This window comes from Neobacillus mesonae, assembly GCF_023715155.1.
Taxonomy (GTDB): domain Bacteria; phylum Bacillota; class Bacilli; order Bacillales; family Cytobacillaceae; genus Neobacillus; species Neobacillus mesonae_A.
Genome location: NZ_JAMBNQ010000004.1, coordinates 165,354 through 191,206 on the forward strand (window position 1 = coordinate 165,354; position 25,853 = coordinate 191,206).

The window sequence follows — 25,853 nt, forward strand, 5'->3', positions numbered from 1 at the left end:
TATTTTGTCAAAATGAGTTAATTTTGGAGGTCGCTATGAAATTATTAGTAGAAAGAATTAAACAAGACGGACAAGCATTATCCGAACATGTATTAAAGGTGGATGCCTTTTTGAACCATCAAATCGATCCAGAATTAATGCAGGAAATTGGCAAGGAATTCGCAGCACGATTTGCTGATGAAGGAATTACCAAGATCGTTACAATAGAATCCTCTGGTATTGCTCCAGCTGTCATGGCAGGATTGTACTTACATGTCCCGGTTGTTTTTGCCAGAAAGAGAAAATCACTTACATTATCTGAAGGATTACTGACGGCCTCCGTTCATTCCTTTACTAAAAATGAAACAAACGAAATTTCCATTTCAAAAAAATATGTAGCACAAGATGACCGTGTGCTAATCATTGACGATTTTCTTGCGAACGGTCAGGCGGCTCTTGGATTAATCGATATTGTAGAGCAAAGCGGAGCCAACTTGGCAGGAATCGGTATTGTCATCGAAAAGTCATTCCAAGATGGTGCAGCCAAATTAAAAGAGCTTGGAATCAGGGTTGAATCATTAGCGCAGATTGAAGCACTTGAAGGCGGAAAAGTCTTATTTAAAAATGATAAAGTGGAGGAACTTGTCTAATGAAACAGCATCCATTTCAAACAGCTTCATTAGGAATTCAACATGTATTAGCGATGTATGCCGGGGCTGTGATTGTCCCCTTGATTATTGGCGGCGCCCTTCATTTTAATAATGAGCAATTGGCCTATTTGGTTTCACTTGATATTTTAACAAGCGGTATTGCAACACTTTTGCAGGTTTGGCAAAATCGTTACTTCGGAATTGGCCTTCCAATCGTGCTCGGCTGCACGTTTACGGCAGTTGGCCCTATCATTGCTATTGGAAGCCAATACGGCCTTTCGTCTATTTACGGTTCCATTTTAGTCTCAGGAATAATTGTATTGATTATTGCTAAATATTTCGGAAAATTAATTCGCTTCTTCCCGCCAGTCGTGACTGGTTCTGTAGTCACTATAATAGGACTTACACTTATTCCGGTCGCCATGAATAATGTAGCCGGAGGCCAAGGCAGCCCTGATTTTGGTTCTATTTCCAATCTGGCATTAGCATTTGGCACCCTGCTATTTATTATTGTACTCTATCGTTTCTTTAAAGGATTTATCCGGGCAATTTCTATTTTATTAGGCTTAATCGCTGGTACCATTGCAGCAGCCTTCATGGGAAAAGTGGACTTTACCGCTGTAAGTGAAGCATCATGGTTCCATTTGGTGACTCCATTACATTTTGCTGCTCCATCGTTTGACCTGGCACCCATCATTACCATGACGTTGGTTGCCATTGTGAGTCTGGTAGAATCATCGGGCGTATATTTTGCACTGGCCGATATTACCGGCCGAAAATTAAATGAAGAGGATTTGGTAAAAGGATATCGTGCTGAAGGATTAGCAAGTGTTATTGGGGCATTCTTTAATTCCTTTCCATATACAACCTATTCTCAGAACGTTGGCCTTGTCCAATTCTCTGGTGTAAAAGATAAAAAAGTCATTTATCTGATGGGCTTCATCCTTGTATTTCTAGGATTTTTGCCAAAAATCGGTGCGCTAACAACCGTGATTCCGACAGCTGTCCTTGGCGGTGCAATGGTTGCTATGTTTGGAATGGTTATCGCTTCTGGGATTAAAATGCTTAGTAAAGTAGATTTCACTTCTCAGGAAAATCTTTTAATCATCGCCTGCTCTGTAGGTGTTGGTCTTGGTGTTACCACTGTTCCAACTTTATTTGATGCCCTGCCTGATAGTGTAAAAATTCTTTCGAACAGCGGAATTGTTGCCGGAAGTCTTACAGCCATCTTTTTAAACATTATCTTTAATGTCATAAAGCCCGCTAAACAGATGCAAAGGCAGACTGAAAAGGGTTTAAAAGCTTCATAAGGATTGAAAGAAAGGTAGACGGAGCTACTCGATGCTCCGTCTAATCATACTAATGATATCACTGACTGTACCACTACTAAGTCCATTCGCAGTTGTGACGTTTGAACCAGTGTTCCCTTCACCTGAACCAGAAACAGTCTTTGTAACGGAAACTGGAGCAATTTTCACTGCGCCTCCAAAGTTTACAATTCCGCCGGAAATGGTTCCTATATTGACATTCAAAGGTGTGCCTGCCACAAACCAACCTCCTTCCATTCTATTTCTAATATAATATGTACAAGCATAAATAAAGTGAAACTTCCATCAGCGGTTTTTTCATCCCCCGCGGATGGATAGTCCTGTTGTACTGACACTTAATCGCTGCTTTCGAACCGATTAAGTGTCAGTACAAACTCAGGTTGGCTCAATCAGACCTTTGCTAACACATCGGTAAGTTTCGCTGTATCTCACCAATCAAACCTTTACAGGCAGCTGCTCTCCCGCCCAGCTTCTTTTTTACTCATAATCTTGAGGTGGTATTCTTACTGTCCGTTAAAGCGGGATTATTGATTAAACAGCTATTTAATATGGGAAGCTGATTTTTTTTCTAATTTACAAATCCACTTATAATATTGTAATAAAATAAGCAGCAGGATGGGATCGATGATGATAGCATACCATAAATTCCACCATCCATAATGAAAATACCCCCACGGTTCAGGCAGCAAGGTAATCGCCTCATAAATCAAAATCGCAATCACAAATCCTGTAAAATAAAGTATTTTTTTTAACAGCTTGGAGTTTTGCGGATACCAATTTAAGAACATCATATTGACAGCAGGAATCAATACTAAATGAGGAATCAGTCCGGCAAGTTCAATTCCTTTGCTAAAGTACCAGTACCCATGGTATTTAACCTCAACATACATGTCGAATAGAGTTTGCAGGGCAATCGTAAATGTCCAAATATGGACGATTTGATTAGTGGATAATATTTTATTGGTTTTAAAGCTGATAAAATTAAATAAAATTACTGCCAGAATAAGTCCAATCATAAAATTTTTCCTTTTTTTAACTTAATTTTCCTATCCCTCCCAAAAACTATTCATTTAATTTAAATTTAAAGGATTTTTCCATAAAAAAATTCTAGTCGAGGCTGTAAAATTCTAGTATGATGAAAGAATGATTGATTTTTGAATAAAGCGAGGATTACAAAGAAAAATGAGCTTGTTAAATGTTGGAAATTTATCTCATACATTCGGTGACAGAACATTATTTAAAGATGTTTCCTTCCGGCTGTTAGCTGAAGATCATATTGGCCTGGTTGGTGCTAACGGCGTTGGGAAGTCGACATTAATGAACATCATTACAGGCCAGCTGATTCACGATGGGGGCCGTGTAGAATGGACCCCTGGTGTACATTACGGCTATTTAGACCAGCATACCGTGCTGACACGTGGGAAAACCATGCGTGATGTGCTCCGAGACGCTTTCCTTCCCCTTTTTGAAAAGGAAAAAGAGTTAAATGAAGTAACCGCCAAAATGGCTGAAGCCTCACCTGAAGAACTTGAGACCCTTTTAGAAAAAATGGGGGAAATTCAGGATGCTCTTGATGCAGGCGGATTTTATTCATTAGATATGAAAATTGAAGAAGCTGCCAGGGGGCTGGGGCTCGATGCCATCGGTCTTGACCGTGATGTGGCTGCACTTAGCGGCGGACAGCGTACAAAGGTGCTGCTTGCTAAACTTCTTCTGGAGCAGCCGCAGGTACTGCTTCTGGATGAGCCGACTAACTATTTAGATGTGGAGCATATCCGCTGGTTATCTTCTTATTTAAAAGACTATCCTTATGCATTTATCTTAATTTCCCATGATACCGAGTTTATGAACCAGGTATCCAATGTAATTTTTCATCTAGAATTTTCCAAACTAACCCGTTATACGGCAAGTTACGAAAAATTCCTTGAATTAGCTGAAATGACAAAGAACCAGCATATCAATGCATATGAAAAACAGAAGGAATTCATTAAGAAACAAGAGGAATTTATCTCTCGCAACAAAGCGCGCTATTCTACAACTGGCCGGGCAAAAAGCCGCCAAAAGCAGTTAGACCGTTTAGAGCGGATCGACCGTCCGGAAACAGCTGTAAAACCAACCTTTGAATTTAAAGAATCACGATCAAGCAGCCGTTATGTATTTGAGGCTTCTAACCTTGAAATCGGCTATATCCACCCTCTTCTGCCAATGATGGACATGACGCTTGAGCGCGGTGAGAAAGTGGCCATTATTGGCTGCAATGGGGTAGGAAAATCTACATTGCTGAAAACCATGCTTGGAAAAATTGATCCGCTTGGCGGAAAAGTGGAGCGAGGCGACTTCCTCTTTCCTTCTTACTTTGAACAGGAAGTCAAAGCTGGAATGATCACTCCTATTGATGATGTATGGAATGCCTTCCCGCAATTGGATCAGCATCAGGTCCGTGCTGCCCTCGCCCGCTGCGGTTTAAAAAACGAACATATTTCAAGGCTGCTTAATCAGCTTAGCGGTGGTGAACAGGCAAAGGTCCGATTATGCAAACTGATGATGACGGAAAGCAACTGGATCTTATTTGACGAACCGACGAATCACCTTGATATCGATGCAAAAGCAGAATTAAAGAGAGCTTTAAAAGCATACAAAGGAACGGTCGTACTGGTCTGCCACGAACCAGAATTTTATGAGGACTGGGTAACGAAAATCTGGAATGTGGAAGAATGGGCTCAGACTAATTAGAAAGAAACGAGCACTGCTCGTACCTGCTCGGATTATTCTAAGCAGCTTTCCTTAAACATAAAGGGGATCCAACTTGATTAAACAGTTCCGATACCGTCGAGAAAGCAAATGAAATATCATCCAAAAACACACTATGTTTGGCAACATAAATAACAGTAGAAATAAGTAACTAAAACGCTTGGATTTGAACCAAGCGTTTCTATTTTATAAGGCAGTTAGTTGAATAACCATTTTAATTTTGCACTTATATCTTCTTTCTATCTACTAACCACCATAACCGAGAAAAAACTACATACTCTGACCAAATTAAAATTTTCTAATTTATTCGTTTTTCAATTTCATCTGTGTTTTCATCTATCATCTTTTTGACATTTTCTTATCTTCCATCTTATTAACTCCCCATGTACTTTAGACGTTATATACATTTTCAACTCAAATAAGAATGGATAGACTATAATAACACTTATAAACCGCTTGTAGAACATTTTTTAAAGTTCGAGGATAAAAAATATATTACCCTTAAGTTGATACCCGCATATTATCGTTCAAATACGAAATAAAGAGGAAATTGGCTATAATCTTTTTGAACTAAGCCGCCAAGTTAGAGCCGCTGCAGCGACTCTTTATTAAAATCAAGCCCCTTTATTTATGTGAAATTCTTCACAATTTTTTAAGAGAATTAATTTAAGTTGACCAGTTTGGAATTAATCAGATTAGACTTTATTCATTGTATTTATTCTTTGAACTAACCATTTTACAAACACAGCTTTTGCAACATAAATTGGAAGCGAATAAATGTATTTCCAGTTATCAAGTTTATAAATATTAAGCCACACAGTCAAAGGCTCAAATATAAAAGTAAAAATAGCTGCCATAACTAGATTAACAATAATAAATGATTTCCATTTTGTATAGAATTGATAAACAGTCATATGAGCAACGATAAGTATACCGTAATCAATTGCGGCTAATCTTGGTATTGCTTGTACTAATTGATAAGGATATGACCAAAGTTGAGCATTAACACCTATATCGTCCAATAGTCCAACCAAAAGCATTAATAAGCTCCCAAAAAGCACAATATCCTTTAATCTATTTTTATCAACATACCTCCACCATAAAATCCAAGGAAGAATAAATATGGTCAAAAGTAACCACCATTGAAATGTAAACACATCGTGGTGGAGCCAATATTCGTTTTTCATTTCAGCTAATTTATATTCAATACTTCGTATTTCATCATAGCTTGGATAGGCTGCTTTCAACTTTATCACTCTCTCATATGCAGATGGGGATAATCAACTATAATCTACCCCCTATTGGCGTTTATCACCTTGCTCTCAAAATTAAAGACAATAACAACTAGATGAAGAAAAAGCTAAATATACCTCTCAATCGAAATATTACTTCATATCGCTAATTTTCACTTCAAAGATATTCAACAAATATACAATTATGATAATGGATAAAAACCAACCAAGTAGAGGTCTTCTCTGATGAATCGGTAAAATAAAGAAAATAATGCCTGTGAAGATTACAGACCATCCAAAATTCCAATTATGATGATAAGTAATAAATCCCATCTTATTGTTAATATATTCAATTACTATATAAACTCCCCACCATAACAAAAACCAAAAAAACCGTTTTATCCAATCTTTCGGAAACCTGCCTAAGTATATCAATACGGTTGCAGTATAAGAGATCGTCATAGCTAAGAGGGTTATCATTGTATGATTTGGTAAAATTAAATCATGGAAAATCCACATCGATTTTTTAAAAAGTAAAAAATTGTATAAAAAGTCTCCAATTATAAAGAAAAGAATGGTGGGATAATACTGTTTCCAATTTCTCCAATCCCCCCATATTAACGCTGCAATCAAATAAAAAGCATTAATAAGAATATACATTAGACCAATCCCTCGAAGTGTTTACCATTATCCTTTCCACTCGGCAGAATTATTATCATTAGTTACATCGAGGTATAGGCTTCAATTTATATCCTTTTTCAACAAATGTCACTATTATTCAATTAAAAATGGCAGCCGTTTCTTCAAGTAACTCACCCGTTTGTTTAAGTACATTCCTTAACAATCTTGCTCTTAGTTGTTTTTTTATTACATTAATCCAAATCTCTGATTACTTTTTTCTGTTTGCGATACCATCCAAATAATCCTGCCCTTAGTGCATTATCAGCTGCAATAGCAGTCCATACGGCTGGTAATCCAAATCCTAGTTTCCATGCAAAGATATAAACACCTAATGTTCGGATTACCCATATTCCAACGAACGTGACAATCATCGGGAAATTACTGTTCCCGCCAGCTTGGATCACGGAAGTATCGATGGTAATGGAGGCTAAGAACGGCTGAGAAACCGTATCAATTATTAAGATGATACATAACAAATGAAGAACTGTTTTATCAGTCGTAAATATTTTACCTATCCAGGGACTTCCCAAGGCAAGAATTGCAGTAACTAAGGTCATGGCAATGGCAGATTGGATATAGCTCCATTTCCTATATTCCTTCACATCGGATTGATTCTTTTCCCCGATTGCTTGACCAATTAAAGAACTGGATGCTACAGCAAATCCTCCGCCTATTGTAGAAGCGAATGTGGTTAAATTCCCCGCAATATTATGAGTGGCATAAAACTTCTGTTCCCATGCGTACAATTAAGCCAAAATAAATGACTTGCCCCAATCTCATCGACAACCTTTCTAACATTGCAGGTATCGCAAACTTAATCATCCTCCAGGCTAAACTCCATACAAGTCCGAAATCACTTAATTTTAATGCAATGTAAGGGATATGTTGGGATATTTTAAACAGTCGAACAAAACCATAATTCTTGCTAAAATCATGGCAATCGCTGCCCCAGTTAACCCTAATCCATGTATTGAGCCAATCCAAAAATCAATAGGTAGTCAAGTATGACATGGACGATATTCATTTCTATGTAAGATTCCCCTATAGCTGGCCAGGCTATATTTAAAACGTTTTTTGCTTTACTTGAAAAAGGCATGAAGCATCTCTACTTTCATTTTACTTCTCCCTGTTTTATCCTATCATAACAATTTTTATATTTCGCTAACCTGCCCCGATCAATAAGAAAAATCTATTATCCTTCTCGAAAGATACGTTAACTCAACAAGCACCAGTTCTGTAATTGCAATCTGCCTTGAACCGTATAGGGGTGGATTATTGTAGTTTTGATGGATTTAATACTCACTGATAGAATATAAAGGACAAAACTAATCGCTCATTGATTTGCTTAATGAGAAAAATAGCGGTGCAAAATGAAGAAACCAAAAATATTTAAGGATCTTTTTTTGCCATCATCTCCTTCATCTACTTACGCTTAGTTTAATGACGGTAATAAAAATGGACTGCCGCAAGCAGTCCATTTTGTTGCCCTATTCAATTGACCATGGTTAGATAAGCTGTAATTACTGCAAAAAAAGCAGACTGCTGAACCCTTTATATAGTGAAAGCATCCGGTCAGCTTAATTTATTTGTTATAAAAAAAGAACAATACAAATTAAAATAGCGATTGGAGATCATTTCATTCACTAACTCATCATCCATCATATTACCTCTATAAATAGCACCAATATAGAAATTGGTACTTCGTTTATTCGCTATACGTTTTAGCGTGACGCTTTTGGCGGTTGGCACACGTCACATTTACGTTGGTGATTATTTTTAAATTTAGTAAAGGTTTTTTCAAAATTGTTGCCACATGCACATTTAAATAGTAACTTTTGAGAAAAACCGTGATATTCCGTCGTTAGCAACGTACTCTCCGAATTGTTCTCAACAAATTCTTTAATTTTACCAATTGTCCAACGTTTATTCATTCTCTTACACCTCGATATTTTATGGCTTGGCATAGGGTGTTTCCAGGCATCCGTTCAATTGTTCAATTATGAGCAAAAATCGTAATTATCCTAAATTTCATATTATAACACGAGGTTTTGAATATTTTTCTATTCTTTGTAGCCCTGATTGAACCATAGTGGATCTTTGTCATCAACATCGCCATTATAATTGATTAAAATCTCTTCTCCTGCTTTTATATCTCTATAAGCATAGAAATCAAATGTATGATTTTTAAAATTAATCTCATAAATGGCATTCGGTTCATAAGAATGGTTAAACAACATTCCATAACCAAGAAGAATCGCAGAATGATTTATTCCATACTCAAAAGCATAATCAGCGAGTAAGGTTTTCTCAATATATTGATGTTGGTCGTTTGGATAAGAAATGACGGGTGCTTCATGCAAAAGCTCTCCTTTTTTTATATCACATGTGGCGAATACCCCTCTGTTGAAATCTCCATCACTTAGTGGGGATTTTTTTACTTCAATCATACTGTTCACCTGCCTATTCTTTCTTTATCTATTTAATTGAAAAATGAGCTCTTTTTATATAGAAAAGAGAATCTCTAATATTTCTTTAGGATATGTACTTCTAACTACTTCCATAACCTATTGTTAATGTGGTAATAACCGGAACTTGTTTCATCAATTATTTTTATAATAACAGAGGATTAATTCAAGATGAAATAATCACAATTGTTAGATGTCATTTTCATCAACCGTTTTTTTTGTACCTTTACTTATATAAGGTTTTGCACTCTTTAATTTGTTGGCACTAGCTTGCCAGCGATTCCATCCCTTCTTGCCTGTTCCTCTGCCTGTTCCGCCTTTACTCTTAGCTTTACTCATTTCATCACCCCAATGTTTTCTAGGTTGTAACCTTTTGATTAGTTTAGCCATTTTAGCTGCTAACCAAGCTATTGCAATAAAATCATACCAGTCTCATATGGAGTAGAAACAATAAACCATTATCGACTACACGGAATTTCCTTTTTCTATCAACCTGATCCTTGAACACAATATGAAATAGTAATCGAAAGTTATTGAATCATAGCACATAAATTGTTTCATTCTGTTTCTATGCTGCCAGCAGAGTTTTTTCTTTTAGTAATAAAAATAAAAAAATTAGGAGATTCACAATTTCTATGCTACACTTGGTTTACCATTTGATTTACTGTTTTCAAGTACCCCACTCATTTTTGAGTGGGGTTATTTGTTTTTCTAAGAAAAATAAAATAACAGACTCTAAAAAAGAGTCTGCTCATGTTTGGCATTTTATTTAAGCTTTATGAACGTTAGCTGCTTGTGCTCCACGTTGACCTTGCTCAACATCAAAAGTCACTTCTTGACCTTCTTCTAATGTTTTGTACCCTTCGCCTTGGATAGCTGAGAAATGAACGAATACATCTTCTCCACCTTCACGTTCGATGAATCCGAATCCTTTTTCTCCATTAAACCATTTTACTTTACCTTTTTCCATGTTGGTTGCCTCCTAGTGTGCTAAGCACACACAATGTATTACTATCCTTGCTCTCAGTGATCATCAAGACGAAAAGTTTTACTAATACTATCCTTTACACCGAACAAAAATAATTCTTCTTTAAAATAGCATTTTTTGAAATTATTTGCAAGGAAACCTGATTCTTAAACTATAGCCCCCGAGTTCAAGTACATGTTTCACCATCTTTTACATTAAAGTTGGACAATCATTCTAAGGTTTTCTGCCGCCTGCTTCATATTCAAACACACCTTTTTTTCAAAACCAAATTTTTCATATAAAGCAGTAGTGATTTCATTATCAACAGCAGCACTTGTATAAAATTTTAAATGTCCATATTTGACGTGAAAAATTCTATGAACTTGGGTAACTCCAACTCTTACACCCGTTTGTTCAAAACCCTTCCCCTATTTATCTCGGTGTTTTTCAAGCATTTCCTTTAAATATTCTCCAGATTTCCCTTTCGGAATGCTGAGACTCTTCCAATTACTATCCTTTAATTGTTTACTAATATAAACAATTTGTCCAATGTGATATGCATAATGTGCCATTTGCCTTTCGATTGCCTCTAAAACCAAATGACTTTCTCCACGAATGTATATATTTTTTAATAAATCTTGCTCACTTAAACCAGTTAGTGTATCTATCAAGACTTTCCAGCCTTTTTCCCAAACACTAATTAACTCTGATTTCGATGATATATCATCTATAAATTCTTCATCACGATTTCTATATTCTTTTTCCCCATCTGAAGTTAAAAAGTCAGTCCACCTTGAAACCATATTTCCGCTTAAATGCTTTACTATTATTGCAACACTATTTGACTCGTTATTATAAGTCCAATGTATTTCCTCTTCCGATATCTGAATTATTGTCTTATCTCCAAGTTTTTTTACATTTTTAAGTCTTTCAATTACAATTCTCAAATATTCATTTCCAATATTCATGATCCATCCCCTCCACAAAATAAAGAGTTTTTCATTAAATTCCTTTCTAGAATTATGCTGTCTCTTCAAATATAATGCGATTTTCTTCCACTAATCTGCTCCGTTATTTCAATACCTTTCTAACGGTTACATTTCAATGATCAAGGCAATAATTCCTCAAACATTACCGAGAAGCAGGAATTTATTTGTTATGATCAAGAGCATACGAATATAAAGGAATCCAAGGATTCTCACCACAGACATTAAAAGCATATCAGTTCCAATCTAAGCTGCTTATTCCAACTTTTTAGAGATGTGGATATTAAATCATTTACAACAGATCAACTAAAAGGATACTTATTAAAATCCGGTGAACACTTAAAGCTATCTAGTTTGGCCCATCGAATTCGCTTCATTAAATCAATATTTTGCTGGTTATATTTCCAAGTTCTAGTTAATCAGATGTAATTGCTTATTAGCAATTCTCCTATTTCGTACTTTGGCACTTATAAGGAAACGTTTAGCGGAGAATAATCATTCACAAACTCTACAATTATTTTACAATCACCTGCTTGGTCTATGAAAAGCATCATGATAATAACATTCCAATTAACAAAGTAAGTAACACGTTGACAATAGTTATCAACGTGTTATTATGACTGCGATTTTGTATGCTAATTTAAATGTTACTCTCTAATAATCGTTAATATATAAGGGTAAAAGGTGAGACCAGATAATTAGTATTCTATTTCATATGTTTCTCCACTGAAATGGAACTACTTGCAATAGGATAAACCCCTTTTTATTTCAGCGTAATCCGACGATGGTTCAGATAGGAGATCATCCCCGTTATGACCACGATAATCACCGCTCCATCTGCTGCAATATTGACGATATTCCCATTAGGATAGGCTTGATGAAGCTTTAGATAAAAGCTTGCTGCCCTCGGTTCATTCATGATCACCATCATGGCATTATGTGCAATGAACCCGCCGGCAATCACATTAATCCAAAAGAAATTGACTGCTAATTTTTCAATCAATGGTAAAAAATGAAGCGAAATTAACAGACTGCAAAAAATCCCCACAATAATCGGGGTCAAATGAGTTGAAAATTTATAGATCACAATAATACTGTCCAAGCAAATTAAAAAATCTGTTGCCGCAAGCATCAGCACTACCTTTAATTTTAAAAAGAAGGAGTTTTGTTTTCGTGCCAGTTCTTCTCCTTTTATCGTTCTCGTCACCAGCTTAAAAGCGATGATTAGAAGAATAATCCCGATTATAAGGTGGAACATTGGAAGCTGCGAAAGACTATCAATAACAGCTACATAAAAGGAACGGGTAATGGTCAGAACAATGACAGCAAGAAAGGTTACATTCAAATAGGAATACTGTCTTAAAATCGTTCCTAAAATCAACATATTGTCAATATCACTCACTAAATTTATAAAAAAGACCTTTAGAGCTTCCTGCATTCGATTTTGTACTCCTTGTCTAAATAATCGTCTAACACATGTTTATGTTTTAGATTGATCATTTATTATGGACGGGGCCTTGATGTTGCATTATCCTGCCATGTTAGGTGATAATTGTTAATGTGTCTATAGAGAAATACCTTAGATGTTAATAGGAGTGATCTTCCATTGCAAACAAAATCAGCATTACCGATTTTATTTGTAGTTATGTTTCTGGTGATGGCAGGATTCGGAATCATCATACCGGTCTTACCATTTTATGCCGAAGAAATCGGAGCAAATCCTACAGAACTGGGACTTCTGATGGCAGTCTATTCTTTAATGCAGCTTCTATTTGCACCAATTTGGGGCCGGATTTCTGATCGAATTGGACGAAAACCGGTGATGATGATTGGGATTGCAGGATTGGCCTTATCTTTTTTTATCCAGGCCATTTCAACTGAACTGTGGATGCTTTTTGCCGCAAGAATTTTAGGGGGGATTCTATCATCTGCCAATATGCCGACTGCCATGGCGTATGTAGCTGATATCACCACCGAAGAAAACCGTGGCAAAGGAATGGGAATTGTCGGCGCAGCAACCGGCCTCGGGTTTGTTTTAGGTCCGGCAATCGGTGGAATCTTTTCAAAAATAAGCTTAAGCATGCCGTTTTTTATTGCTGGTGCTTCATCATTTGTCACTTTATTTCTTGTATGGATTTTATTAAAGGAATCGCAAGAGAAAAAGAGCACGCAGAAAAGGCAATCCTTCTGGAGTGCACTTAATGGCCATTCCTCCATTTTGTTTATTGTACAATTATTTATTTCTTTATCCCTTTCCGGTTTAGAGGCAACCTTCGCCTACTTTGCCGCAGATAAAGCCGGGCTTGGGACTGTACAGCTTGGCTACATTTTTATGATTATGGGCTTTGGAAGTGCGTTGGTACAGGGCGGTTTAGTCGGAAAATGGACAAAGAAATATGGAGAAAATGCCGTGATTCAAGGTGGGATGATTGTTTCCGCCATTGGTTTTGGGCTCATTTTACTCGTACATAATTTTGCAACAGCAGCCATTTATTTAACGATTTTCGGCCTCGGGAATGGTGTTATTCGTCCTAGTGTCTCTTCCCTGCTGACAAAAACGTCGGATGCCGGCCATGGAAGTTCGACCGGACTGTTATCATCATTTGATTCATTGGGACGAATTATTGGACCGCCGCTTGGAGGCTGGCTTTTTTCCATCTTTATAGGGCTCCCCTATATTTCTGGAGCCAGCATTACGATCGCAGCCTTTATTTTATTTCTCATCTTCCGTCCCAAAGTGATTTTGACAAACCAGTAATCTTTAAACTAGGACTAGCATAGAATGAGTACAAAGATTCAAATGGTTAAGGAGCCGGGAAAATGAAATTAACAACCTTTTTATGTTTGCTGGGACTTTTTTTTGCCTTGTGTTTTTCGGCCTATCTTGATTCACCGTACTCATTTATGAATAAAAATTATTCCTATTCTGCAGAGGAGCCGGTAATTGCCCAGCCGGCAAGCATCCAGCCGGCGGACGCAGATGAAGAACCGGAACTGGTGGAAAAATTAGAGAAAACAGAAAAGTCAGATGGTTATATTGTGGAAACGTACCAGGAATATGAGGTTTATAAGGACAAGGATGGGAATATAACCGAGGAGATTCCCACTTCCAAAACGGAAACATTGAAATATTGGGATCAAAGTGATTCCTCACCCGCTGTAAATGACGAATCATTATACCGCTGACTCGAAAAAGACTTTGGGCACATCCAAAGTCTTTTTCCTTTTTCTATTAAACACCAAACGAGGTATTGGTCAGCACCTGGTGTTATGGATGCAGATGCCGCTTGTACAGAAGCTTGATTAAAAAAATCAACGAAAATTTGACGATTTCCAAACTTAGAACTGTCTTTTTGGCATATGCACCATTTATTAGATAGATTGTTTATAAATTAATTCATCCTATTCATCAATTCAGTCATCATTTCTTTATCCATTGGACCAATTATTTTCTTAACGATAATCCCATTGGAATCGATAAAATAACTGGTTGGGATGGTAAAGGCTTGATAGGCATCCCCTATTTCGCCTGTTGAATCAAGTAATACGGGAAAGGTTAATCCATATGTCTTTACAAATTTTTGTACTCCATCCGGATCTTTCTCTGCTGTGGTTAAATTAACCGATAGGATTTCAATATTCTTTCCTTTTTGCTCTTGATAAAATTCCTGCATATGCGGCATTTCCGCTTTACATGGAGGACACCAGCTCGCCCAGAAATTCAGGATTAATTTGGTTCCCTTTAGTTCGGACAGCTGCACGGTTTTACCTTCCAAAGACTGCAATTGGAAATTAGGTGCTTTATTCCCTTCCTCGAAACCAATTGCTGCAGATTTTTTCTGAGCAGGCTTACTTACCTCTACCGTTTTTTCAGCATTCGTTGGAGCCGAGGTATGGTCATAAACAGCCCATCCAATCAAACCTGCCAAAACAAGTACAACAGCGATTTTCTTGAACACTCTATTACCTCCTTTTTCAGTAATGATTAAGAAATGGTTCTTTTATCCCAATAAACGAGAGATACAATAATCAGACAAATGAAAAACAATTGGTCCATTGAAAATAAATTTTTGTCCAATGTTTCTACCGTAAATGATAGAAGAAGATGAAGAAACGAAAATAAAATCAAGCTTGTAAATATATTCTTCTGGGTAACCATTTGCTGTTTAAAGAACATGATGATGGTCATTATAGCTGTAAACAAGCCAAGAATAATATGGCTGACTATATATTCTTTAAGAAAGAAAATGGTAAGAAGGTAATAGAAAGTCATTGCCGAAAAACTAAATAAAAACCCAAATTGTAAAAGAATCAAATTAGGAATGTGATTTTTTCGTCCTTTTAAAAGAAAGTACATTATGGAACCAATAATGGCCAGCATTAACCCGTTACTGCCCCCAGAAAAATATAATAATGATAATGGGCTTTTCATTACTAATGACGGCTCCAGTAGGAACAAACTCCCTTTCCAAATCATAAATCCTAAAAACAGGCTATTAAATAATAATTCCATCATTCCTTTATGTATATCTTTTTCCTGCTTCTTGCTTAGCCATTGTTTCATTATGCCAACACCGGCGATTAATGCCAGCCCCAGCAGCAGCCATTTAAGTGATATAGCAAAAGACCCAATCTGTATAACCTCCATAAGACCCCCTTGAATCGATTCAGAATCTCAAAAAACTCCATTTCGCTCATTATAACAAAAGAGTAATGATAATCGCAGATTTACACCATTAAACATGTTTCGACGTCCTTTTTAAAATTTGTCGATTTTGTGAAATCCATACAAATGTGAAGTACCTCACAGTAATCATCAAACCCGCATTGGTACAGTGTTAATAGTAATCAAATGAAAAGTTCTAGTTGATTATTTAACTAAAGTATATGAACTAGATCCTTGAAAGGGTCATGAAAAAGGAGAGATTTTTAATGAAAAAGAAGCGATCTCCATTAACAAATCGCTTGCGATATCTAACTCCAATAGAAAAACAATCCAATAATCATAGTCAAACAACTTATGAAAATCGCGATTGGGAAAAGGCGTATCGTAGAAGATGGCAGCATGATAAAGTCGTCCGTTCAACCCATGGTGTAAACTGTACCGGCTCATGCAGCTGGAATATATATGTAAAAGATGGAATTGTAACATGGGAAGGACAGCAGCTGGACTATCCTTCAACAGGGCCGGATATGCCGGACTTTGAACCACGCGGCTGTCCCCGCGGGGCAAGTTTCTCATGGTATATCTACAGCCCGCTTCGTGTTAAGTACCCATATGTGCGCGGAATTTTATTAGATTTGTGGCGCGATGCGTTAAAAGAGCATTCCACTCCTTTAGATGCTTGGAAAAGTATTGTCGAAAACCCGGAAAAAGCAAAAAGCTATAAGCAGGCCCGCGGTAAAGGCGGATTAGTTCGGGCTGAATGGAGCGAGGTCTTAAAACTTATGTCAGCCTCCATCCTTTATACCATACTAAAATATGGACCAGATCGTAATGTGGGTTTCACTCCAATTCCGGCAATGTCGATGCTCAGCTATGCTGCAGGCTCGCGGTTCATGTCTTTAATCGGCGGTCCAATGCTAAGCTTTTACGATTGGTATGCCGACCTGCCTCCTGCTTCACCGCAAATTTGGGGCGACCAAACAGACGTACCGGAGAGCAGTGACTGGTATAATTCCGGTTATATTATGACATGGGGCTCAAACGTTCCGTTAACCCGGACTCCGGATGCCCACTTCTTAGCGGAAGTCCGTTACCGGGGAACAAAGGTTGTTTCCGTCAGCCCGGACTATGCGGAATCCACTAAATTCTCTGATGACTGGATGAAAGTGAAGCAAGGTACGGACGGTGCTCTTGCGATGGCGATGGGGCACGTGATTCTAAAGGAATTTTATGTTGACAACCAGCATGAATATTTTATTAATTACGCCAAGCAATACACGGATTTTCCGTTTGTCGTCACCTTAAAAAAAGACGGTGAACACTTTATTCCTGACCGGTTCTTAAATGCAGCTGATCTTGGGAAATCCGTTGGTAATGCAGAGTTTAAACCGGTTTTATACAACGAACACAATGGCAAACTTGTTATCCCTCATGGCACCATGGGCTCCAGATGGGATGATAAAGCAAAATGGAATTTAAAAATGATAGATGAAGAAACGGAGGAAACGATTGATCCTAGATTGTCATTTAAAGGGATTGAAGAAGAAACAGCAACAGTAAAAATCCCTTATTTTTCTCATGAAGGCAATAACATTCTTTATCGGAATGTTCCATTGAAAAAAGTAGAGATTAACGGCGAAATTTTCTTTACCACTACCGTATTTGATTTAACACTGGCAAATTACGGAGTTGACCGCGGACTTGGCGGGGAAGCAGCGAAAACCCTTGATGACTTGATTCCATTCACCCCTGCCTGGCAGGAAGGCATTACAGGAGTCAAACGTGAACTTGCGGTGCAAATCGCCCGCGAATTTGCTCAAAATGCCATCGATACAAATGGCCGTTCGATGATCATTGTCGGTGCCGGCATTAACCACTGGTTCAATGCGGATACAATTTACCGTGCAGTCTTAAATCTAGTCCTTTTTGTTGGTGCACAAGGTGTAAACGGCGGCGGCTGGGCCCATTATGTCGGTCAGGAAAAATTAAGACCGGTTGAGGGCTGGCAGACTATTGCCACTGCGAAGGATTGGAATGCTTCTGCTAAATTGCAGAACGGTACTTCTTTCTTCTACTTTACAACCGATCAATGGCGTTATGAGGAACAGCCGGTAAGTGAGCATATTTCGCCAATTTATCAAAAGGCCCGTTATGACCATTATGCCGATTACAATGTCATGGCAGCCCGGCTTGGATGGCTTCCGTCTTACCCGACATTTAACGAAAACGGAATTGACCTGTATAAACAAGCTGTTAATGCGGGCTCCAAAACCACTGAAGAAATTGGTCAATATGTGGCACAACAATTGAAGGAACGTAAATTGCAGTTCTCTATTGAAGACCCGGATAATCCGGTCAACTTTCCTAGGAATCTATTTGTCTGGCGTTCTAACTTGATTTCGAGTTCTGGTAAAGGACATGAGTATTTCCTAAAACACCTGCTTGGAACAACGCATGGCCTGCTAAATGAAGATGACGAGTCCTTAAGACCGGAAGAAATCAAATGGCTCGATGAGGCACCGGAAGGAAAACTAGATCTCATGATTAACCTAGACTTCCGAATGGCAGGAACGGCTCTTTATTCTGATGTCATCCTCCCTGCTGCTACCTGGTATGAAAAGCATGATTTAAGCAGTACGGATATGCATCCATTTATTCACCCGTTCAATCCAGCCATTTCCACACCATGGGAAGCTCGTTCGGACTGGGATATCTTTAGAGCATTAGCCAAATCTGTTTCGGAAATGGCAGTTGATTTGAATTTAGACCCTATTAAAGAGGTTATGGCAACACCGCTTCTGCATGATACGCCACAGGAGATGGCACAGCCGCTGGGAAAAATCAAAGACTGGAGCAAAGGTGAATGTGAGCCGATTCCAGGAAAAACAATGCCGCAAATTCATGTGGTCGAAAGAGATTACAAACTTATTTATGATAAAATGACATCCCTTGGCCCAGGGGTTAAAAATTCACCATTCGGCATTAAAGGGATTTCCTGGTCTGCAGAGGCTGAATATGAAAAATTGAAAAAGACCCTTGGAACAGTCAATACAGGCGGTGTGGCTGACGGCTGTCCAAAATTAAATACAGCGAAAGATGCTTGTGAAGCAACACTAACGCTTTCCTCTACTTCCAATGGCCGGATGGCTGTTAAAGCATGGGAAGCTCTTGAAAAGAAAACGAATCTAGAATTAACGGACTTGGCGACAGAGCGTGAAGAAGAATGTTTCACCTTTGAACAAATTACAGCACAACCGAAAACAGTCATCACCTCCCCTGCTTTCAGCGGATCAGAAAAAGGAGGTCGCCGCTATTCGCCTTTTACCACGAATGTAGAACGGCTGATTCCATGGCGGACAGTAACAGGCAGACAGTCTTTCTATGTCGACCATGAAATGATGCAGGAATTTGGAGAAGCAATGGCAACATTCAAGCCAATTTTGAATATGAAACCATTCAGAAAGAATCGTCCCGAATCTGAAGGGAAAGAAATCGTTTTAAACTATTTAACCCCTCATAATAAATGGTCGATTCACAGTATGTATTTCGATTCTCAGCCGATGTTGACCCTCTTCCGCGGCGGCCCGACGGTTTGGATGAACAAGGATGATGCTTTTGACGCAGGCATAAAGGATAACGACTGGATTGAATGTTTTAACAGAAATGGGGTTGTCGTAGCGAGAGCGGTTGTATCCCACCGGATTCCACGGGGAATGGCTTTTATGCACCATGCACAGGATCGTCACATCAATGTACCGGGAACGAAACTGACAAATAACCGCGGCGGTACACATAACAGCCCGACCCGTATTCATGTGAAGCCGACCCATATGATCGGCGGCTATGGACAACTTAGCTACGGCTTTAATTATTACGGACCAACCGGAAATCAACGTGACTTAAATGTGGTAATCCGTAAACTTAAGGAGGTTGATTGGCTTGAAGATTAAAGCGCAAATCGGAATGGTCATGAATCTGGATAAATGTATTGGCTGTCATACGTGCAGTGTAACCTGTAAAAACACCTGGACAAACCGTCCAGGTGCAGAATATATGTACTTCAATAATGTGGAAACAAAACCTGGTATCGGTTACCCAAAACGTTGGGAAGATCAAGATAAATACCACGGCGGCTGGGAAGTAAAAAACGGAAAACTTCAATTAAAATCAGGTTCAAAAGCAAATCGTCTGCTTAATTTATTTTACAACCCTAATCTTCCGGAAATTGATGATTACTATGAACCTTGGAACTATGATTATGAAACGTTAACCAATAGTCCCAAGCGGAAAACACAGCCGGTTGCACGCCCTAAATCAGCGTTAACAGGTGAATTCATGGAAATTCTTTGGGGCCCTAACTGGGAAGATGACCTTGCCGGCGGCCATGTAACCGGCCTCCGTGATCCAAACGTGGAGAAAATGGAAAATCAAATCCGGACAGAATTTGAAGATGTATTTATGATGTATCTTCCCCGAATTTGTGAACATTGTATCAACCCATCCTGTGTCAGCGCCTGCCCTTCTGGTGCTATGTATAAACGGGACGAGGATGGTATTGTTCTTGTAGACCAAAACGCCTGCCGTGGCTGGAGACATTGCGTATCCTCCTGCCCTTATAAAAAGGTGTACTTTAACTGGCAGACCAATAAAGCGGAAAAATGTACTTTATGCTTTCCAAGAATTGAAGCAGGAATGCCAACCATTTGTTCCGAAACTTGTGTTGGCCGGATTCGGTATCTTGGCGTTATGCTTTATGATGCTGATAAGGTTCAGGAAGCGGCAATGGCTGATGAAAAAGATCTCTATCATGCACAGCTGGGAATTTTCCTTGACCCGCATGATCCTGAAGTAGTCGCAAAAGCACGCGAAGAAGGAATCCCTATGGAGTTTATCGAAGCGGCACAAAAATCACCTATCTACAAAATGATTATTGATTGGAAAATAGCCCTTCCACTCCACCCTGAATACCGGACAATGCCAATGGTATGGTATATTCCGCCATTAAGCCCAATCATGAACATGTTTGAAGGTGTGGGTTCTTCTTCAAATGCAGAGGATATCTTCCCTGCTATTGATGAAATGAGAATTCCGATTGAATACTTGGCTAATCTTCTAACCGCCGGGGATACATCCCATATCCGTACCGTTTTGAAAAAGATGGCAACCATGAGGACTTATATGAGAAGTGTGCAGACAAATAAACAGCCAAATGTAGCTTTAATTGAGGAATTAGGATTAAAGGAACAAGACATTAAAGATATGTACCGTCTTCTTGCGATTGCAAAATATGAAGATCGTTTTGTTATTCCAGCCTCTCACCGTGAAGAAGTTGCAGACCTTTACGATGAACAGGGAAGCTGCGGTCTAGCCTTTGCCGGCGGCCCTGGTGCATGCGGCACCCTGTAATATGAATTTAACAGAGGCTGAAAATCCTTTAGCCTCTTCCCTTAGTAGAAAAGAAAGCAGGTGAAACCATGAATGAGAATTCAGTTCAACAAGCCTTTCAAATTTGTTCGTATTTGCTCAGCTACCCCGATCAGGAATTTTGGGAAACACTTCCGGAAGTTGAGGATGAGTTGAAAGGATTAACCAATCCTGTTAAAGAAGAACTGCAGCAATTTTTTACGAAATCCCTAGATTTGACTTATGAAGAACTTGTCTCTTCCTATATCTCCACTTTTGATTTTGGCAAAAAAACCAATCTGTACATTACGTATATGACGAATGGTGAACAGCGTGAACGCGGCATGGATCTTTTATTTTTGAAAAACTATTACAAATTACATGGATTTGATGTAACTGATAAGGAACTGCCTGACTACTTGCCGGTAATGCTTGAATTCGCCAGTCAAGTAAATAGAGACACGATGAAACCAATTTTTGAACGATATTTGGCTAATATTTTTGAGGTTACTAACCACTTAGATCCTGAAAACAACCTTTATGCTCACATCATGAAATCAATAATATTAGCTCTCGAAGAAGCAGGCATTAAAAAGTCTGTACGCAGGAGTGATGAAATATGTTTGAACAATTTTTATGGGTAGTTCTCCCCTATATCGTCCTGACCATTTTTATTGGCGGGCATATTTACCGGTACCAGCGGGACCAGTTTGGCTGGACCTCTAAATCCAGTGAATTGTTAGAGAAGAAATTACTCCGTGTAGGAAGTAATTTGTTTCATTGGGGAATTATCTTCGTATTTTTCGGCCATGTCATGGGGTTATTAATTCCTGTCGAAGTATACGAATCTATGGGAGTTTCCGAACATCAATACCATTTAATTGCCCTTATTGGCGGGGTTCCTGCTGGAATCGCGGCTGCCATCGGCATTTTGATTCTCTGCTACCGGCGGATAACGGTGAAAAGATTAATTTCAACAAGTTCTAAAGGAGATTGGATTTCCCTCTTCTTCTTAACCATTGTGGTTTTATCAGGTATTTCTGCAACATTTTTAAATGTTGATTCGAATGGGTTTGATTATCGGACAACAATCGGACCATGGTTAAGAGGTATCTTAACCTTCAGGGCTGATGCAGGTCATATGGCAAGCGTTCCTGTTTGGTTTAAAATCCACATTCTTGCAGTATTGGGTGTATTCGCCGTATGGCCATTTACCCGCCTGGTTCATGTGTTTAGTGTGCCGCTCCGTTACTTAAATCGTAGTTATGTCATTTATCGTAAACGCAGTCCTAAGCACCAAAGTTTTTAAATGAAATGGGGCCGCTTTTGGCCCCTTTACCAAATAGTGCGCCGCTTAAGTAAAGTACTCCAATTTAGCTTTTGGAAAAAACTTTTCCATGTAAGTATATAGGTGGTTCTTAATATCCTCTTCCTCTTCTTTTTGATAAATATATTTACCAATTCCATATTTGCCCCATTTATATCTTCTGGCTGTTTCATCTAATTCTAATTTTGTCATCGGATAATTTTTCTCAATTACCCTTTTTGCTGGCTTAGTAAACCTGTGCTGGATAAACTCGAATGTGATGTCATCCCTTGCATCCGCTGGCAGTTCGGCATCAAGTCTTTCAAAAAGATGATAATATCCTTCCTCCCATCCCTCATGCAAATAAATGGGGGCTACAATAAACCCTAGTGGATATCCGGCTCTTGCTACTTTACCGGCAGCCTCTATCCTTTTAGCCAAAGGCGAAGTTCCAGGTTCAAAATTTTTTATCACATAATCTGCATTTACACTAAAACGAAATCTGGTTTTCCCATTATGTTTGGCGTCAAGTAAATGATCTACATGATGGAATTTAGTAACGAAACGCAGTCTGCCAAGATCTGTTTTTCCAAAATGCTCAATGGCCCGTTTTAATGTATGTGTCAAATGGTCAATACCCACAATATCCGATGTACAGGAGGCTTCGAACCGGGTGATTTCCGGTGCACGCTCTTCCATGTACTGATCCGCTGCGTCGAAAATTTCATCTACATTTACATATGTACGAATGTACGGTTTCGTCCCCATTGTTGTTTGCAAATAGCAATAATGGCAATGCCCCATGCACCCGGTCGCAAATGGAATCGCGTATTCTGCGGACGGCTTTGATGTATCGAATTTAAGTGTTTTTCTGATTCCCACTACCAATGTTGACTTAGCAATCCGGTACTTTTGAAAATCATTGTCTCCTGGAAGATTTCGTACTTGATTATGAGAGGTCGTATAACGAATTTCTACATCCAACTTTTCAAATTTTTCTTTCAGCATTGCGCCAAGCGGGTATTCCAAAGCTTTCGGTTCAAAGTAAACAAGCTGGGGCATAAACGGTTTATTCATATCATCCACTCCACCATCTTAAAAGTCCCCAAAATATTGTTCATATGCTTGAATGGCATCCGCTTCATTTGTATATACAGCAGTTTCATTTGTCAGCGGATAATATTGTTCATATAAAAACAATGCTAATTCATTAGGATTCTCAGGATGGTTCACAACAGCAGCTGCCTGCACGTTTGCCACATCCTGTGTATGAGGGTTTCGATAAAAAACATAAACAATATCTCCTGGATTATATGACGCGTTATAAAGATTTCCTTCCACTTCTTCCACCGTCCTTAAATTTAGAAACAGGTTTCAAAACGAAAAAAACGCCGCTAAAGGGCGTATATAAAACTTATGAAGATGGAGAATCTAAATCTGCCCTGTTATTTATATTTTCTGCAATTGGGTCCATTTCCCCATAACCAGTAACTTTGCCGGCATGTTCTTCATGATATTTGGAACCTGATCCTTGTTGATATGACTTAGCTTGTTGATTTTCACGTTTTTGTTGTGACATTGTTTTCACCTCCTTATTGTTAGGATGAGTAATCCATATGGAAGTTATTCGAATGAATATCTGCTTTATTTAAAAATCTTGGTATCCCACCGTATTTTAATTGGATTTTGGTAAATAATAGAAACAGATTTTTAACGGGAGTGAATGGTATTGATTAAATTACAAACAGGGATTGAAGGTAAAAGAGCAAATTTTGGCGTAGCACGAAGTGTATTTGACTCCTATGGCTGCAGTTTTTGCAGCAATTTTGATTATGATCAAGGAAAATTTGATGCTCTATTATACCGGGATGGCGGTGAATCCATCTATTTACGAGTGCCGATTTACGTAGTAGATGGGGCGTTGGATCATTCTAATGCTCATATTGAATTTGGCACCCCATTTGTGATTAAGCACGTCGTAAATATTGGCCTTGATTATGATGAAAATTCTTTTGTTACGGCAACTACAGGTCTTGATCAATTTCAAAAGCCGCTGGATCAAGATGGCCATATCTATGACAGAAGCAGATGGGAAAAAGCCGGGACCGAAGCAGTCCAAGAAATTATGAATTCAATGGGTGGATTACTCAGTTCTTAATCTCCATTTTTGGAAAAAGAACAATGAGGGATTTTTAAGGAAGCTGGGTATCTTGAGATGCCTGTTAATGCAGGTGTTACAGAAGTTCAAAATATTGAGATGGCGGGGCTGAAGAGACGAAACTCTCTTTAGTCTCTTTATTTATTTTAATTTTGATACAGGAGCCCATAAGAATGAGTTTTCTGTCCAGTGCACTTGGCAGCACGGGGTGACTTTCACTCTGCACTCGTACTCCTTTCCAGTGCACTTGGAAGCATTACGTCCCTCCCTATCCGCACTCGTTCACCTCTCCAGTCCACTTACAAGCACTACTTCCCACCTATCCGCACTCGGAACTCGCTCCAGTGTACATCGAAGCACTACTTCCCTTCCTATCTGCACTCGAATACCTCTCCAGTGCACTTCCAAACATTACATCCCTCTCTATCTGCACCCGGAACACGCGACAGTGCACTTCGAAGCACTACTTCCCTCCAATCTGCACTCGTACACCTCTCCAGTGCACTTCCAAACATTACGGCCCTCTCTATCTGCACTCCGAACTCGCTCCAGTGTACATCGAAGCACTACGTCCTTCCTATCTGTACAAGCCCTCCCATAATTTCACCATCAAAAGATCTCCCGTCATGATTGAATAACCCAATTTTTAAAAATTTATAATAAAAACAATGCCATTTTCCTAAATTTTGCATTTACTATCTCTGAGAGGAGGAGATAAGTAAATGATGAGCGAAAAAACATTCCATCAGGTTGCGGGTGAGCTTGTCCATCATGAGGTAATTGTTGTGACAAGACAAGGCAATTTTGAAGGAAAGCTTCTTAGTGTTGGGACAGACGTAATTGTTTTGGAGGACCGCCGCCTAGGAGGACGCCCTGTCAAATTATTTATTCGTATCGAAGAAGTGGTGGCCATTTACCGTGCTGAACGAAGACAGATGGGACCATTTGGATTTATGCCAATGGGCGGGGAATTCGAAGAGTCTAGTGAGCATTTTGAACAACACGAAAGTCACGAAAACAACGAACACCACGAGAGCAGATAAGCTCTCATAAAAAAAAGCTGAAATTGAGTGTTTGTCTATACGTCCCGTCATTTCCAACATACTCTGTAGTAAAAGCGTTGGAGGTGAACGGTATGAGCGACGGATACGGAAGTGGAGCAGGATTTGCTCTGATTGTTGTACTATTTATTCTGCTAATCATCGTGGGTGCAGGCTTAATGGGCGGCTACGGATTCTATTAATAGTAGTAACCATTCGTTTTTCGCAAAAACAGTCATGG

The 25,853-nt window shown here is 38.8% G+C and carries 28 protein-coding genes; 12 read left to right on the forward strand and 16 right to left on the reverse strand.

Annotated elements, in window-relative coordinates; all coding sequences use genetic code 11:
• The first annotated feature begins 35 nt into the window (after positions 1-35).
• Both M3183_RS06545 and M3183_RS06550 read left to right on the forward strand, forming a co-directional pair.
• A complete protein-coding gene (locus M3183_RS06545) occupies positions 36-629 on the forward strand; it encodes a xanthine phosphoribosyltransferase (protein ID WP_251467794.1) in 594 nt (197 codons plus the stop codon).
• Positions 629-1,939, forward strand: a complete 1,311-nt coding sequence (locus tag M3183_RS06550) for a nucleobase:cation symporter-2 family protein (RefSeq protein WP_251467796.1) — start codon at positions 629-631, stop codon at positions 1,937-1,939. Before M3183_RS06545 ends, M3183_RS06550 begins: the two co-directional genes overlap by 1 nt.
• A gap of 24 nt (positions 1,940-1,963) precedes the next feature.
• On the opposite strand, the gene M3183_RS06555 is transcribed toward M3183_RS06550, so the two are convergent.
• Together M3183_RS06555 and M3183_RS06560 are read right to left on the reverse strand one after the other, a co-directional pair.
• Positions 1,964-2,176 (reverse strand): spore germination protein, encoded by a 213-nt coding sequence (locus tag M3183_RS06555; protein WP_251467798.1) that lies wholly within the window; start codon positions 2,174-2,176, stop codon positions 1,964-1,966.
• A gap of 320 nt (positions 2,177-2,496) precedes the next feature.
• Complete coding sequence (locus M3183_RS06560; protein WP_251467799.1) at positions 2,497-2,973, reverse strand: CBO0543 family protein; 477 nt, start codon at positions 2,971-2,973, stop codon at positions 2,497-2,499.
• 166 nt (positions 2,974-3,139) lie between these two features.
• Here M3183_RS06560 and M3183_RS06565 point away from each other — a divergent pair, with 166 nt between their 5' ends.
• On the forward strand, positions 3,140-4,690 hold the full coding sequence (locus M3183_RS06565; protein WP_251467800.1) for an ABC-F family ATP-binding cassette domain-containing protein: 1,551 nt from the start codon (positions 3,140-3,142) through the stop codon (positions 4,688-4,690).
• Between the two features lie 713 nt (positions 4,691-5,403).
• Here the strand turns inward: M3183_RS06565 and M3183_RS06570 are convergent.
• The 9 genes from M3183_RS06570 to M3183_RS06605 form a co-directional block, all read right to left on the reverse strand.
• A complete protein-coding gene (locus tag M3183_RS06570) occupies positions 5,404-5,955 on the reverse strand; it encodes a CBO0543 family protein (protein ID WP_251467801.1) in 552 nt (183 codons plus the stop codon).
• 138 nt (positions 5,956-6,093) lie between these two features.
• Entirely contained in the window at positions 6,094-6,600 is a 507-nt protein-coding gene (locus tag M3183_RS27430) for a CBO0543 family protein (protein ID WP_396953701.1), read from the reverse strand.
• A gap of 212 nt (positions 6,601-6,812) precedes the next feature.
• Positions 6,813-7,367, reverse strand: a complete 555-nt coding sequence (locus tag M3183_RS06575) for an MATE family efflux transporter (RefSeq protein ID WP_251467802.1) — start codon at positions 7,365-7,367, stop codon at positions 6,813-6,815.
• A 975-nt stretch (positions 7,368-8,342) separates the two neighbouring features.
• Positions 8,343-8,552, reverse strand: coding sequence for a hypothetical protein (locus tag M3183_RS06580; RefSeq protein WP_251467803.1), 210 nt, complete (start codon positions 8,550-8,552; stop codon positions 8,343-8,345).
• A 129-nt stretch (positions 8,553-8,681) separates the two neighbouring features.
• Positions 8,682-9,068 carry an SET domain-containing protein gene (locus tag M3183_RS06585; protein WP_251467804.1) on the reverse strand — a complete coding sequence of 129 codons (387 nt, stop codon included), beginning with the start codon at positions 9,066-9,068 and terminating at the stop codon, positions 8,682-8,684.
• A 207-nt stretch (positions 9,069-9,275) separates the two neighbouring features.
• Positions 9,276-9,425: a DUF3934 family protein gene (locus M3183_RS06590; RefSeq protein ID WP_251467805.1), complete on the reverse strand. Its 150-nt coding sequence runs from the start codon at positions 9,423-9,425 to the stop codon at positions 9,276-9,278.
• A gap of 430 nt (positions 9,426-9,855) precedes the next feature.
• The gene (locus M3183_RS06595) at positions 9,856-10,056 is read right to left on the reverse strand and encodes a cold-shock protein (RefSeq protein ID WP_057775982.1); all 201 of its coding nucleotides are present in this window, start codon (positions 10,054-10,056) and stop codon (positions 9,856-9,858) included.
• A 425-nt stretch (positions 10,057-10,481) separates the two neighbouring features.
• On the reverse strand, positions 10,482-11,021 hold the full coding sequence (locus M3183_RS06600; RefSeq protein WP_251467806.1) for a DUF1572 domain-containing protein: 540 nt from the start codon (positions 11,019-11,021) through the stop codon (positions 10,482-10,484).
• A gap of 781 nt (positions 11,022-11,802) precedes the next feature.
• Positions 11,803-12,477: a TerC family protein gene (locus tag M3183_RS06605; RefSeq protein ID WP_251467807.1), complete on the reverse strand. Its 675-nt coding sequence runs from the start codon at positions 12,475-12,477 to the stop codon at positions 11,803-11,805.
• A 168-nt stretch (positions 12,478-12,645) separates the two neighbouring features.
• Between M3183_RS06605 and M3183_RS06610 the strand changes: the two genes are divergently transcribed.
• A complete protein-coding gene (locus tag M3183_RS06610) occupies positions 12,646-13,797 on the forward strand; it encodes an MFS transporter (protein ID WP_251467808.1) in 1,152 nt (383 codons plus the stop codon).
• A gap of 62 nt (positions 13,798-13,859) precedes the next feature.
• Positions 13,860-14,225 carry a hypothetical protein gene (locus M3183_RS06615; protein WP_251467809.1) on the forward strand — a complete coding sequence of 122 codons (366 nt, stop codon included), beginning with the start codon at positions 13,860-13,862 and terminating at the stop codon, positions 14,223-14,225.
• 206 nt (positions 14,226-14,431) lie between these two features.
• Here M3183_RS06615 and M3183_RS06620 read toward each other — a convergent pair whose 3' ends face one another.
• Both M3183_RS06620 and M3183_RS06625 read right to left on the reverse strand, forming a co-directional pair.
• Complete coding sequence (locus tag M3183_RS06620) at positions 14,432-14,998, reverse strand: redoxin domain-containing protein (RefSeq protein WP_251467810.1); 567 nt, start codon at positions 14,996-14,998, stop codon at positions 14,432-14,434.
• 26 nt (positions 14,999-15,024) lie between these two features.
• Positions 15,025-15,687, reverse strand: coding sequence for a hypothetical protein (locus M3183_RS06625; protein ID WP_251467811.1), 663 nt, complete (start codon positions 15,685-15,687; stop codon positions 15,025-15,027).
• A 284-nt stretch (positions 15,688-15,971) separates the two neighbouring features.
• Between M3183_RS06625 and M3183_RS06630 the strand changes: the two genes are divergently transcribed.
• From M3183_RS06630 to narI, 4 genes are all read left to right on the forward strand, one after another.
• Complete coding sequence (locus M3183_RS06630; RefSeq protein WP_251467812.1) at positions 15,972-19,655, forward strand: nitrate reductase subunit alpha; 3,684 nt, start codon at positions 15,972-15,974, stop codon at positions 19,653-19,655.
• The gene (gene narH, locus M3183_RS06635) at positions 19,645-21,111 is read left to right on the forward strand and encodes a nitrate reductase subunit beta (protein ID WP_251467813.1); all 1,467 of its coding nucleotides are present in this window, start codon (positions 19,645-19,647) and stop codon (positions 21,109-21,111) included. Before M3183_RS06630 ends, narH begins: the two co-directional genes overlap by 11 nt.
• Positions 21,112-21,179: 68 nt before the next feature.
• Positions 21,180-21,752 (forward strand): nitrate reductase molybdenum cofactor assembly chaperone, encoded by a 573-nt coding sequence (narJ, locus tag M3183_RS06640; protein WP_251467815.1) that lies wholly within the window; start codon positions 21,180-21,182, stop codon positions 21,750-21,752.
• Entirely contained in the window at positions 21,728-22,417 is a 690-nt protein-coding gene (narI, locus tag M3183_RS06645) for a respiratory nitrate reductase subunit gamma (RefSeq protein ID WP_251467816.1), read from the forward strand. The genes narJ and narI overlap by 25 nt, the downstream gene beginning before the upstream one ends.
• A gap of 45 nt (positions 22,418-22,462) precedes the next feature.
• On the opposite strand, the gene splB is transcribed toward narI, so the two are convergent.
• From splB to M3183_RS06660, 3 genes are all read right to left on the reverse strand, one after another.
• On the reverse strand, positions 22,463-23,491 hold the full coding sequence (gene splB, locus M3183_RS06650; RefSeq protein WP_251467817.1) for a spore photoproduct lyase: 1,029 nt from the start codon (positions 23,489-23,491) through the stop codon (positions 22,463-22,465).
• Between the two features lie 18 nt (positions 23,492-23,509).
• A complete protein-coding gene (locus M3183_RS06655; protein ID WP_251467818.1) occupies positions 23,510-23,755 on the reverse strand; it encodes a transcriptional regulator SplA domain-containing protein in 246 nt (81 codons plus the stop codon).
• A 73-nt stretch (positions 23,756-23,828) separates the two neighbouring features.
• Entirely contained in the window at positions 23,829-23,993 is a 165-nt protein-coding gene (locus tag M3183_RS06660) for a hypothetical protein (RefSeq protein WP_251467819.1), read from the reverse strand.
• Between the two features lie 150 nt (positions 23,994-24,143).
• On the opposite strand from M3183_RS06660, the gene M3183_RS06665 reads away from it, so the two are divergent.
• The 3 genes from M3183_RS06665 to M3183_RS06675 all read left to right on the forward strand — a co-directional run bounded on the left by M3183_RS06665 (position 24,144) and on the right by M3183_RS06675 (position 25,815).
• On the forward strand, positions 24,144-24,572 hold the full coding sequence (locus M3183_RS06665) for a YugN family protein (RefSeq protein WP_251467820.1): 429 nt from the start codon (positions 24,144-24,146) through the stop codon (positions 24,570-24,572).
• Between the two features lie 722 nt (positions 24,573-25,294).
• Positions 25,295-25,615 (forward strand): hypothetical protein, encoded by a 321-nt coding sequence (locus M3183_RS06670; RefSeq protein ID WP_251467821.1) that lies wholly within the window; start codon positions 25,295-25,297, stop codon positions 25,613-25,615.
• A 92-nt stretch (positions 25,616-25,707) separates the two neighbouring features.
• Entirely contained in the window at positions 25,708-25,815 is a 108-nt protein-coding gene (locus tag M3183_RS06675) for a YjcZ family sporulation protein (protein WP_251467822.1), read from the forward strand.
• Positions 25,816-25,853: the final 38 nt, after the last annotated feature.